Here is a 12,454-nt window from a genome sequence, read left to right on the forward strand (position 1 = left end):
CACTTGCTGCGGACGCCCTTGTCGTCCGAAGATTTTCCTCCCCGTCCTTCGCAACCGCGCGCAGGGCGGGGAGCGTCTTTGCGAACGCCCTTCAGGGGGCGCGGGGATGTGACACGAGGTGTGGGGACATCTCGGTCATCCGGTATATAGGGGAAGAGCGGGTAGGCATGAGGGCGTTTGACGCACGGTCAGTTGTGCTGCCTGACATCAGACGGCCGACCGCGAGAGGCGACGCAAAAGTGACGCTCGGCACGTACAACCCTCACGGGGGTAGCGGTGTCCAACTGGCGTGGCAGAGGTACTCGACTTCACAGCGGTCTCGCGCGGCACGGCCCTCCGGCCGCCGCGCCCGCCGGCCGTACGACCCCGCATGGCCGGTGCTCCCGGTGGCATGCCGGTGATCGCGCCCATGCCCGCAGCGCGGCCGGCCCGCATACCCAATCAGCGTGACGGCGCCGAGGATGTCGCGGCAGCCGGCACCACCGTCGATCACCTCACCGAGACCTACCGGGCGCACTACAGCTCCCTGCTGCGTCTCGCCGCCCTCCTCCTCGACGACACCGCCTCCTGCGAGGACGTCGTCCAGGAGGCCTTCATCCGGGTCCACTCGGCGCGCAAACGCGTCCGGGACCGGGACAAGACGCTCGCCTATCTGCGGCAGACCGTCGTCAACCTCTCCCGCTCGGCCCTGCGCCGCCGCATCCTCGGACTGAAGCTCCTGTCCAAGCCGATGCCGGACATGGCGAGCGCCGAGGAGGGGGCGTACGACCAGCTGGAGCGCGACTCGCTCATCAAGGCGATGAAGGGTCTCCAGCGCCGCCAGCGCGAGGTCCTCGTTCTGCGTTACTTCGCGGACATGACCGAGGCGCAGGTCGCCGAGACGCTCGGGATATCCCTGGGCTCGGTGAAGGCGTACGGCTCCCGCGGCATCGCCGCGCTCCGGGTCGCCATGGAGGCAACGGCATGAGCGGCTCCGGAGAGCATGATGGGCGCCGCCCCTCGCACGCCCCGCACGAGCCCTACGCATGGCGCGAACCGGGCAGTACGGGCGCGCAAGCCAAGCCGAAGCAATCAACTGCTGGGAACGGAACTGTGAACCACGGCCTCGACGACCAGAGCCCCTCGGGAGGGCTCGACTCGGACGAGCTGGCACTGCGCCGCATGCTCCATCAGGCGGTCCAGGAGATCGAGCCGCGGGACGGCACGCTCGACCATCTGCGGACGGCGGTACCCGCCCGGCGGGCCCGCAAGCGGCAGGCGCTGGTCGGCATGGCGGCCGCCGCGCTCTTCGTCGGCACCGCGATCCCCGCCCTGCTGCACGTCTCGGGGGCTGTCGGCTCCGACGCCGACCCTCAGAACGCCGGCCTCTCCTCGCAGGCCCAGGGCGGTGCCGGCCAGGGCAAGGGCCCGGACGGCGGCGAGAGCACCTCCGGCGGCTCCTCCGGCAAGGTTGAGGACAAGGGCAAGGGCGACACCAAGGACGACGACAAGGACAAGGGCACCGGCGCCGGCACCGGGGGCAGCGACAGCTCCGACCCGTCGGCCACCAGCACGGAGGGCGTCGCCGCGTGCACGGCCGCCTCGTTCGGTGTTCCGACCGCGAGCACCGACGCCGCCGACTCGGCCGGCGCGGTGTACGGCACCTTCACCTTCACCAACGCCTCCGGCGCGGCCTGTACGGTCACCGGCCCGGGTTCGGTGAGCAAGGCGGTGTCTGGCGCGGCGGACGACAACAAGGTCTTCGCGGCCCGGCACGTCTCCGGTGACGCGGCGGTCTCCCTGCCCGACCCGTCCACCGAGCTCGCCTCCCTGGTCCTTCAGCCCGGCGCCTCGTACCACGTGAAGTTCGCCTGGGTCCCCTCGGAGACCTGCCCGACCGACACCGGCTCCACCCCGACGCCCACACCGACCCCCACGGACAACTCCGGCACCACCACGGAGGGCACCTCCACGGGCGGCGACACCGGCGTCACCACGCAGTTGATGACGGAGGACGGCACGCTCGACGGCAGCGTGACGATCACCGGCGCGGCGGAGGGCGGCACCCCGTCGACCTCGGCGACGGTGACGAACGCGTGCGCGGGGACGGTGTACTTCACGGGCCTGCTGTCGCCGACGGTGTAGCCGAACGTGTTGTCGGCGGACGCCTCGTAGCGGGGCGCCGCATGGCCGGGCGTCGAATGACTGAGCGCCCGAGTGACTGAGCGCCGGTGACTGGGCGCCGGTGACTGGGCGCCTTACACGGACGCGCGCTGCTCGCCCGTCTCCGGCTTCGCGCCCGGGTCCGGCTCCGCCTCTGGCTTCGTCTCCGCGTCTGGCTTCGTCTCCGGGTTCGTCCCCGGTTCGGGCAGCAACCCGAGTTCGGCGTCCCGGATGAACTCCACCTCGCGGCGCAGCAGCCGGAACCACATGAACACCACGAAGCCGGCGAAGACGAACCACTCCCCGGTGTAGCCCAGGTTCTGGAACGCCTTCAGGTTCAGGCCGGTGTCCGGAGCCGCGGCCGCGGGCACCGCCTTCATCCCCGAATCCCCGGTGTTGAGCGTGACCCAGGCGTCGTACACGTCGTAGGACACGAGGTTCACCAGCGATGCCGCGCTGATCGCCGACGTCTGTCCGGCCGGCAGCCCGCCCTGCGCACTGACGCCGTTCTCACCGGGCTGCTCGGACGCCTGCAGGGCGCCCCTGACGGTGACCTCGCCCGAGGGCGCGGCCGGGGCCTTCGCGGCGTCCGCGGTCCCCGGCAGCCAGCCCCGTACGACGGGCAGCGCCTTGCCGCCGTCGATCCGCAGCAGCGTCAGCACGTAGTAGCCGGGCTTGCCGTCGAGCTCCCGGTCCGGCACCAGCAACTGCTTGCCGTACCGCCCGGACGCGATGACCTGCTTCCCGGACGTCTCCTTGTCCACGGGCAGCAGGTCCGCCAGCGGCCGTGCGACATCGCGCTCGTCCGTCGCCACCCGCGAGGTCGCCCGGTCGTGGTCCGCCATCCGGTCCTCGAACCGGCTCAGCTGCCAGGACCCCATGAACACACAGAAGGGGATGGCGAGCAGCACGAAGACGTTGATCCCCCACCAACGGGGCGTCAGCAGAAACCGGTACACACCTCAACGGTACGGGGCAGCCCGGCGACGCCGGTCCGCGGGGTCAGAACCTCTCGACGAGGTGCTCCCGGCCTGTCGGCGGCTCGTACGGCTCGGGCCAGAAGTCGGTGACGGCGGCTATCCGGCCGGACTCGTCCCCGGTGAAGAAGGAGATGCCGTACATCTCCTCCAGGCCCACCGTGAAGTGGATCCAGCTGACCACGTGCCCCGGCTCGGCGATGATCCGCTCGATCCGCATGCGCCAGTCGGCCGGGTACTCCCGGTTGAACTGCACGAACCGCTCCCGACCGCTGATCCGCTCCCTCGTCTGCGGCAGCGTGTACACCACGTCCTCGGCCAGGGTGCCCGCGAACGCGTCCCAGTCCCGTGCCTCGGCGGTGGCCCAGAAAGTCTCGACTGTCTTGCGCAGATCGGTCATGGCGACGAGTCTGCACCCGGCCACTGACAATCGGCCCTCGCGGTGTGATCGGTGGAGGTTATCCACAGGCTGGGGACCTCGTCGGCGCATTGTGGGCGGGGCCAGGCAGTATGGGGCCATGACTGAGAGCAACGGGTCCGTCTCGCCCGAGCAGAACGAAGCGATGCCGGACTGGGAGAAGCGCTTCCGGGCGCCCCGGGTGTCCCTGCCGGACTGGGCGGAGGACGCACCGGACCGTTCCCTGTTCGTGTCGAACGCGACGGGGACGTACGAGCTGTATGCCTGGGACCGCGTCACGGACGAGCAGCGCCAGGTCACCGACCGGCCGAACGGCACGACGGACGGCGTGCTCGCCCCCGACGGCGCGTGGATCTGGTGGTTCGACGACAAGGACGGCGACGAGTTCGGCGTCTGGCGCCGCCAGCCGTTCAACGGCGGCGAGGACGAACTCGCCGCCCCGGGCCTGGACGCCTCCTACCCGGCGGGCCTCGCCCTCGCGAGGGACGGCCGCACGGCGGTGGTGGGCCGCTCCACCGACGACGACGGTACGACGATCTATGTCGCCCGTACCGGCGAGGACCCGGTGGAGATCTACCGCCACCGGGAATCCGCGGGCGTCGGCGACCTCTCCCACGACGGCACGCTGATCGCCCTGGAGCACACCGAGCACGGCGACGCGATGCACTCGGCACTGCGGGTGGTCCGCCCCGACGGCACGGCGGTCGCCGAGCTCGACGACACCAAGGACGGCACCCAGGAGCTGGGCCTGGAGGTCCTGGGGTTCGCCCCGGTCGACGGCGACTCCCGCTTGCTGATCGGCCACCAGCGCCGGGGCCGCTGGGAGCCCCTGGTCTGGGACGTGGCGACGGGCGAGGAGAGCGACCTCGCCCTCGACCTGCCCGGCGACGTGAGCGCGGAGTGGTACCCGGACGGCACAGGCCTGCTGATCGCCCACAGCTTCGAGGCCCGCAGCGAACTCTTCCGCTACGACCTGACGACCCGCGAACTGGTCAGGATCCCCACCCCGCCCGGCTCGGTCTCCGGCGCGACCGCCCGCCCCGACGGCAGCGTCGAATATCTCTGGTCCTCGGCCGCCGAACCCTCGACGGTCCGCTCCACCACCGGCCGTACCGTCCTGGACCCGCCCGGCCTCAAGTCCCCGGGCTCGGTCCCGGTGGAGGACGTGTGGGTGGAGGGCCCGGGCGGCCGCATCCACGCCCTGGTCCAGAAGCCGCAGGGCGTCACGGGCCCCCTCCCCACGGTCTTCGACATCCACGGCGGCCCGACCTGGCACGACAGCGACGCCTTCGCGGCGGGCCCGGCGGCCTGGGTCGACCACGGATACGCGGTGGTCAGAGTCAACTACCGAGGCTCGACGGGCTACGGCCGGGCCTGGACGGACGCCCTGAAGCACCGGGTGGGCCTGATCGAGCTGGAGGACATCGCCGCGGTGCGCGAATGGGCGGTGACCTCCGGCCTCGCCGACCCCACCCGCCTGATTCTGACCGGCGGCTCCTGGGGCGGCTACCTCACCCTCCTCGGCCTCGGCACCGAGCCCGACGCCTGGACCCTGGGCATCGCGGCCGTCCCCGTCGCCGACTACGTCACCGCGTACCACGACGAGATGGAGGCCCTGAAGGCCATGGACCGCACCCTTCTGGGCGGCACCCCGGAAGAGGTCCCGGAACGCTTCGAGGCGTCCTCGCCCCTGACCTACGTCGACCAGGTCAAGGCCCCCGTCTACATCTCGGCCGGCGTCAACGACCCCCGCTGCCCCATCCGCCAGATCGACAACTACGTCAAGCGCCTGGAAACAAGGGGCGCCACCCACGAGGTCTACCGCTACGACGCGGGCCACGGCTCCCTGGTCGTGGACGAACGCATCAAGCAGGTGAAACTGGAACTGGACTTCGCGGAGAGGTATTTGGGGGGCGGCCGGTAAACGGTTGCCGCATCTCAGCCCGTCGGGCGTCTGAGGTTGGGACCTTGCCGTCCCGATCCCCCACCCACCCGCAGGGGGCAGCGCCTCTCGACGCCGGCCAGTGTCTTGTCTTTCAGCCCGTCCGGCGTTTGAGGACAAGGCCCCTTCAGGGCCGTCGGGGGTCCAGGGGGCGGAGCCCCCTGGGGGCGGGGTCGAAGGGGCGGCAGCCCCTGGGGGATGGGACGGGTAGGGGCGGCGGGGGCGAAAAAGGCCCCGGCGCCCCGCCTACGCCCCGGCAGGCTCCCGCTCCCCCCGCCGCCCCAACAACTCCGCCAACCCCCGCCGAGTAGCCGCCAACACCACCCGATCCGCCCCTGTCAGCACATACGTATCGGGCAGATCCCAGACCAGCCCCGACCCCCCGACCTCCTCGTACGCCCCCTCCACAGCCGGCTCCTCCCGCCGCCCGGAGGGACCCGTGTCCAACGCCAGCACCCGCCACGCCCCCGCCCGAAACGCCTCCCCCACCGTCTTCCCCTCCAACTGCGGATGCCCGCCCACCTCCACCGCCGCGAACAACAACACCCGCCTCTCCACCGGAATCGCCCCCAGGATCTGCCGCCCCATCATCGCCCCGGCGAACGCGGGCGCGGCCAGATGAGAGACGCTCCGACTCCGCGTGGAGGCCTGCGGATGAGCGGCCCGCAAGGTCCGGTACACCGCGGTCGCGAAGTCGTCGTCGTACAGCCGCAGCACCACCCGAAGATCCGGCCGCACGGACCGCGCGTACAACGCGGCCTCCAGATTCGTCGTATCCGCGCTGGTCACCGCCAACAGGGCATGCGCCCGATGCACCTTGGCGGCCTCCAGCACCCCCTCCTGCGTGACATCCCCGAGCACCACGGGCACCCGCAGCCGCCGAGCCGTCGCCAGCCCCCGAGCCTCGGGATCGGACTCCACGCACACCACGGGGATGTGCAGTTCCCGCAACCGGGTCAGCACCCGCGTCCCGATCTTCCCCAGCCCGAGGAGCACCACATGCCCACCCAGCCCCCGCGGCGGCTTCCGCAACGCGGACGCGGTCCGAAACGTGCCCAGCGCCTCGAGGACCGCGGCCAGCAGCACCGGCAGCAGCAACAACCCGACGAGCCCGGCCAGGAGTTGCAGCACCTGCCGCCCGGTCGACGCCCCGAGTGCGGGATCGTTGATGGCGAAGAGATCGAGCAACGTCATGTACGTCGCGTACAGCGGATGCTCCCCGGTCACCACCGTCAGCGCGACGGCGAGCGCGGCCACACACCCCACCAGTCCGGCCAACGACCACCGAAGCCGCCGCGAGAAGAGCGAGGCGAACGGCGGCACCACCCCCCGCCCCACCGGCAGCGAAGGTCCCGCGTACGACACCTGCTCCAGCACGACTGTCCCGCGCCCCGGGGCCGCCCGTACCGCCTCCGCGTCGGGCAGCAGCTCGGGCCCCTGCTCGCCGGCACCGGGCGCGGCCCCGTCCGGCCCGCCGGTGCCGTTGCCGCTCGCGGACAGCAGCGCCAGCGTGGCCAGCCCGGAACCACCGACCCCGGGCGGCCGCTCCACCGCCCGCAGCAGCAACCCGTCCGTCTGTACGACCTTGCTGGTCCCGGCGACGGCACTGGCCACCAGCGCGGGCGCGGCGGTGTCGGCGTCGGACAGCACGGTCGTAGAGGCATCGAAACCGGAGCCGAAACCGGAGTCGGAGTCGGAGCCGGAGGCGCCACCGGACGCCAAGGCGGCCGCCTGATCGAGAAGTTCCTCGATGTGCTGCCCCAACCGCCGGTTGTAGAGCCGGAGTACGAGCCGAATGCGGGGATTGAGCCGCCGGGCGGTCAGCGCGGCGCGGATGTTGGTCTCGTCGTCGTCGTACACGAGCGCCAGCGCGTCGGCCCGCTCCGCCCCGGCCTCGGCGAGTACCGCCTCGGTCGCCTCGGCGGCCTCCAACAGCCGCTCCCCGCCGAGGGGTTCACCCACGCCCACCCGGCCACCACCGGCGGCACTCACCATCCGGTCCAGCAACGCCGCCGAAGCGGCCCGGGCCCGCCCGACGACCGGCGGCCGCACACTCCGCTCGGACGCCGGCACGACCAGCGTGACCCGCTCCCCGTACACACCCCGCAACTCGGCCGCCAGCCGATGCGCGAGCCCGTCGTCGCCACAGACCACCATGTGCGTGGCGGCAGCGGCCTGCTGACCTTGATTCGGAACGGTGCCCACGAGGGAAAAGAGTGCCTCACCGAAAGGGGTGGTTCCAGGAGGGCACAGGTCAACGGCGCTTCTTCTTGCGGCCGGTGGCGCGTTTGCGCTGCTTTCGGCGGTCCGAGGTCAGACGGTGGGCCTCGAAGGGCTTGCCCAGGGCGATGTAGACCCTGGCCAGGTTCTTGGTGATGCGCTCCGTGAGTTCGGAGTCGTCGCCCAGCACACGTCTGGCGTTGTTCCGTGCCGAGATGAGTAGTTCCACCGCCTCGGGAAACCTCCGGAGATAACTGAGGGTGGTGGCCAGGTTGTTGACCGCATGGATCACCTCGGGATGATCGTCGCGCATGGTCTGCCGCTGCATACGCAGGACACCTTCACTGATCCGCAGGGCTTCGTCGTGCTCGCCCATCTTGCTCAGGACATAGGTGAGCTGCTGGGCGGTCATCAGGGTGTCGCGGTGATGGTCGCCGAGCGTGCGTTGTTTTCGCCGCCAGATGTCCTCCAGCATGGGGCGGGCCTGGGCGTACCGACCGAGAAAGGCCAGGGCGGAGGCGAGGCCGTGCGCGGTGCTCAAGGTGTCCCGGTGGTCTTCGCCAAGGGCGCGCCGCTGGTGCTGGAGAACCTCCTCGTGCATGCGCTGCGCTGTCTCGGGGTCGCTGTCGAGCATGGAGTGGGCGAGCCGACTGGTCGCCTGAAGGGTAAGCGGATGGTGTTCGCCGAGTAGTCGGCGTCGCCGCCGGCAGATGTCCTCCATGACGGCCCGCCCCTCCGAGGTCCTGCCGCAGGAGTCCAGCGTGACGCTCAGGTCGTTGGCCGACCGCAGGGTGTCGGGATGGTCCTCGCCGAGGACGCGCTGCCGACGGGTGAGGGTGTCCCGGATGAGCGACAGGGCTTCGTGGACGTCGCCGGTCTCACTCATCGCGCGACCGATGTATTCCATGCACCCGAGGGTGTCGGGGTGATCCGCACCGAGCGCGGCGGTCCACGAAGTACGCAGGTCCGAGGCAAGGCTCCACGCCTTGTGTACTTGAGCGCTCAGGATCAGGAAGTGGGCGGCGTTGAGCAGTGCCGACCGCACCTCGTCCGGCTCGGTCCGATCGATGTGCGCGCTGACGAGATGCGAGGCCAACGTGGCCCAGGAGGCCCAGCTCTCCGGCGCTTCCGGATCCCCTGGAACCGCGTCGGCGAGGACGAGGGCGGCTTCGGTCCGGACCTTGCGGGCCCCCTCCGCCGTGATCCGCTCCCGCAACACGGCCTGAGTGAGCCGGTGGATCTGAAAGCTCTCGTGATCCACCCGGGCGAGCCCGAAACGGTTCAGCGGCTGCAACGCACTGCGCGGCCACATCACATCGTCGAGTTCCCCGGCGGCGTCGGTGAGCCGCCCCCTGCCTCCCTCCAGCCACTTGATCGGAATCGGATCGGGTCCGAAGAAGGCCCCCAGGCGCAACAGGGCCGCCGCAACGGGAAACTCACCCGCCACCCGCGCCGCGGCGATCCCTACGGCAGCCGCCAGCGACGCCCGGTCGCCAGGCGCGCCCCCAGCCTCAAGAAGCCGCTCGGTGTCGGTGGCCAACAGCCCCCGATACCGCTCGACCGTCATCCCGCTCCCGATCACCCCCGCCGCCTGGGCCAGGGCAAGCGGCAGGTCCCCGAGGTCCGCCGCCAGCAGCCCCGCGTCCTCCACCCCGAGCGTCGGGATCTGCGCCCGCAGATGCGCCACGGAATCCGCCCGGTCGAACACGTCCAGCCCCGTCTGCCGAGCCACCCCACGCCAGTCGGGATTGCGCGAGGTGATGAGTACATGCCCCGGCCCGTCGGGCAGCCAGGGCTGAAGCTGCTCGGGGTCCTCCGCGTTGTCGAGGACGATCAACCACCGCTGCCGTGTCCGCAGATGCCCCAGCAGAGTCCGCGCATTGGCCTCGGCTCCGGCCTCCGGCCTGCCCAGACCGAGCTGTCTCGCCAACTCGGTGTAGTGCACGGGCACCTGATCGGCCTGCTCGGCGTCGATCCACCACACCACGTCGTACTGGCCCGCGAACCGGTGCGCGTATTCCAGGGCGAGCTGCGTCTTCCCGATGCCGCCCATGCCGTGCAGAGCCCGCACGACGGTCCGGTCACCGTTGGTCAAGTCCTCCCGAAGCTGGGTCAGTTCGGCCTCACGCCCGGAGAAGTCGAGGTTGCGGCGCCCGAGACGGAGCACGGGATCGGACGAGGTGGCCGCACCGGGAAGCCGTGGCCGCACCCCGTCCTCGCCCAGACCAGCCACCGCGTCCCCCGGAGTCGCCGCGCTCTCCGGCACCGCCACCCCCTCCAAGACCGCCGCACCCCCCGGGACCGCCACCGCCTCCAGGGTCACCGCACGCCCCGGAAACACCGGCGGCTCATCCGGCAGCCGTGCTCCCTCCACCGCCTCCCGCAGAGCCTCCCGCGCCGCCTCCTCGTCCAGACCGTGGATCTTCTGGCTGACGAGCGTCGACAGCAGAGGCGGTACGGCCACCTCCGCGAGTGACTCGATGGCGAGGGGAATGATCCGGCGGTCACCGGCGAGCGCGGCGTTCTTCTCCCCGCGCGTCCACCGCTTCGGATCGAAGTACGCCTCGGAGAAGAGCGCCACGACCGCATCGGCCTGGTTGAGCGCCCGGTCCATACGGTCGACGAAGTCGTCCCCGGTCCGCCAGTCCCACACATCCAGCTCGACCTCGTGCCCGGCCGCCTTGAGATACCAGCCCACCCACTCCGCCCAGGGCCGGTCCACCCCCGCGTAACTGATGAAGTACCGCTGCTTGGCGCCGCCGGTCATCCCCACCCCCGAACCTGTCTCTCCCGTACCGTTCCCGCCATGATTCCGCCCCGGGTTGAGCAACGGCGCCAGAATGCCCGTATGGGAGGAAAGGCACCGCACACCGAGCCCGGAGGTACCGCGCCCGTGGCCTTCACCAAAGCCGCGCCGAACCGGACGCCGGCCCCCCGGCCTCAGGCCCCGACATCTGAGGCTCCTGCCTCCGAGGCCCCTGCCTCCCGGCCTTCCGCACCCCCGGACCACGACCCACAGGCCCGCCACCTCAACTCCCCCCTCCTGCTCACGATGCTCCTGCTCGTGGTGCTGCTCATGCAGGGCCCGATCCGCGGGCTGCTCGCCGCCCCGGTGATGCAGAGCTGGATGACGGTGTTCGTGGCGGTGGTCGTCCAGGCGCTCCCGTTCCTCGTCCTCGGTGTCCTGCTCTCGGCGGCCATCGCGGTCTTCGTACCGGCGTCGTTCTTCGCCCGCGCGCTTCCGAAGCACCCGGCCCTGGCGGTGCCGGTCGCGGGCGCGGCGGGCGCGGTGCTGCCGGGCTGCGAGTGTGCGTCGGTACCCGTGGCCGGGGCCCTGGTCCGCCGGGGTGTCGCCCCCGCCGCCGCGCTCGCCTTCCTCCTCTCCGCACCGGCGATCAACCCGATCGTCCTGACGGCGACGGCGGTCGCGTTCCCGAACGACCCCGAGATGGTCCTCGCCCGCTTCGTCGCCAGCCTGCTCGTGGCGTGCGCGATGGGCTGGCTGTGGCTGCGGGTGGGCCGCACCGACTGGCTGCGACCGCCCGCCCGGGCGTCGTACGAGGGTCAGGGCAGGGGAGTGGCCTTCTGGGGGTCGGTCCGCCACGACGTGATGCACGCCGGCGGCTTCCTGGTCGTCGGGGCGATGGCGGCGGCGACCCTGAAGGCGGTCGTACCGGAGGAGTGGCTGCGCGCGGCGGCCGGGAACCCGTTCGTCTCCGTGCTCGCCCTCGCCGTACTGGCCGTCCTGCTGTCGATCTGCTCGGAGGCGGACGCGTTCGTGGCGGCCTCGCTGTCGCAGTTCTCGCTGACCGCGCGGCTGGCGTTCCTGGTGGTCGGCCCGATGATCGACCTCAAGCTGTTCGCGATGCAGGCCGGCACCTTCGGCCGCGGCTTCGCCCTGCGCTTCGCCCCCGCCACGTTCGTCCTGGCCGTCCTGGTGTCGGTCGCCGTCGGGGCGGTGCTGCTGTGAACCGGCACGCGCAGTCGGCGGTGATGTTCCTCCTCGGCGCGACCCTGCTGCACGCGGGCAGCACCGACCTGTACCTCCGATACGTCAAGGCGGGCCTGCGCCCCCTGCTCCTGCTCTCCGGAGCGGTCCTGATCGCCGCGGCGGTAGCGACACTCTGGTACGAGCGGCGGGGCCCACGCGAAGAACACGGGCAGGAAGAGCACCAGCCCGAAGAAGGCCACGAAGGGCACCAGCCCGACGACGGCCACGAAGAGCACCAGCATGCCGAACCCCGAGTCTCCTGGCTCCTGGTCCTCCCCCTCCTCGCCCTGGTCCTGGTCGCCCCGCCCGCCCTCGGTTCCTACAGCGCGATGCGCACGGGTACGGCCCTCCAGCAGGCGTACGGCTACGAGGACCTGCCCGCCGACGGCACGCTCCGTCTCGGCGTGGCCGACTACGCGGGCCGCGCCGTCTACGACCACGGCAAGTCCCTCGCCGGCCGCGAGATCAAGGTCACCGGCTTCGTCGCCGTGGACCGCTCGGGCCGGCCCTATCTGGTCCGGATGGCCCTCAACTGCTGTGCCGCGGACGCCCAGCCGGTCAAGATCGCCCTCACCGGCACGATCCCCCCGGTCCTGCGACCGGACGCCTGGCTGGAGGTCACCGGCACCTACACACCCGAGCGGACGAAGGACCCGGTCAATGACGGCCCGATCCCGTATCTGAAGGTCACGGCATCAAGACCGGTGACGGCACCGCCGGACCCGTACGACGAGACCTGGAACAAGTAGGACCAGCAAGGCCCG

General features: G+C 71.3%; 9 protein-coding genes. 5 read left to right on the plus strand and 4 right to left on the minus strand.

The features are described 5' to 3' along the window. The first annotated feature begins 391 nt into the window (after window positions 1-391). Together ABKA17_RS16770 and ABKA17_RS16775 are read left to right on the plus strand one after the other, a co-directional pair. Window positions 392-967: a SigE family RNA polymerase sigma factor gene (locus ABKA17_RS16770; RefSeq protein ID WP_353693015.1), complete on the plus strand. Its 576-nt coding sequence runs from the start codon at window positions 392-394 to the stop codon at window positions 965-967. Window positions 968-1,092: 125 nt separating this feature from the next. Beyond that, window positions 1,093-2,124 (plus strand): hypothetical protein, encoded by a 1,032-nt coding sequence (locus tag ABKA17_RS16775; RefSeq protein WP_353692844.1) that lies wholly within the window; start codon window positions 1,093-1,095, stop codon window positions 2,122-2,124. A gap of 113 nt (window positions 2,125-2,237) precedes the next feature. Here the strand turns inward: ABKA17_RS16775 and ABKA17_RS16780 are convergent, their stop codons facing one another. Both ABKA17_RS16780 and ABKA17_RS16785 read right to left on the minus strand, forming a co-directional pair. Then, complete coding sequence (locus tag ABKA17_RS16780) at window positions 2,238-3,101, minus strand: SURF1 family protein (protein ID WP_353692845.1); 864 nt, start codon at window positions 3,099-3,101, stop codon at window positions 2,238-2,240. A 43-nt stretch (window positions 3,102-3,144) separates the two neighbouring features. Then, entirely contained in the window at window positions 3,145-3,519 is a 375-nt protein-coding gene (locus ABKA17_RS16785) for a nuclear transport factor 2 family protein (RefSeq protein WP_353692846.1), read from the minus strand. Between the two features lie 118 nt (window positions 3,520-3,637). Here ABKA17_RS16785 and ABKA17_RS16790 point away from each other — a divergent pair, with 118 nt between their 5' ends. Then, window positions 3,638-5,461, plus strand: coding sequence for a S9 family peptidase (locus ABKA17_RS16790; RefSeq protein WP_353692847.1), 1,824 nt, complete (start codon window positions 3,638-3,640; stop codon window positions 5,459-5,461). A gap of 264 nt (window positions 5,462-5,725) precedes the next feature. Here ABKA17_RS16790 and ABKA17_RS16795 read toward each other — a convergent pair whose 3' ends face one another. Then, window positions 5,726-7,636 carry an NAD-binding protein gene (locus ABKA17_RS16795; RefSeq protein WP_353693016.1) on the minus strand — a complete coding sequence of 637 codons (1,911 nt, stop codon included), beginning with the start codon at window positions 7,634-7,636 and terminating at the stop codon, window positions 5,726-5,728. Between the two features lie 97 nt (window positions 7,637-7,733). Then, on the minus strand, window positions 7,734-10,466 hold the full coding sequence (gene fxsT, locus ABKA17_RS16800; RefSeq protein ID WP_353692848.1) for an FxSxx-COOH system tetratricopeptide repeat protein: 2,733 nt from the start codon (window positions 10,464-10,466) through the stop codon (window positions 7,734-7,736). Window positions 10,467-10,547: 81 nt separating this feature from the next. On the opposite strand from fxsT, the gene ABKA17_RS16805 reads away from it, so the two are divergent. Further along, window positions 10,548-11,669 (plus strand): permease, encoded by a 1,122-nt coding sequence (locus ABKA17_RS16805; protein WP_502994252.1) that lies wholly within the window; start codon window positions 10,548-10,550, stop codon window positions 11,667-11,669. After that, window positions 11,666-12,439 carry a TIGR03943 family putative permease subunit gene (locus ABKA17_RS16810; protein ID WP_353692849.1) on the plus strand — a complete coding sequence of 258 codons (774 nt, stop codon included), beginning with the start codon at window positions 11,666-11,668 and terminating at the stop codon, window positions 12,437-12,439. Before ABKA17_RS16805 ends, ABKA17_RS16810 begins: the two co-directional genes overlap by 4 nt. The last annotated feature ends 15 nt before the right edge of the window (window positions 12,440-12,454 follow it).

Origin of the sequence: Streptomyces sp. RG80 (genome assembly GCF_040446465.1) — a bacterium.
GTDB lineage: Bacteria > Actinomycetota > Actinomycetes > Streptomycetales > Streptomycetaceae > Streptomyces.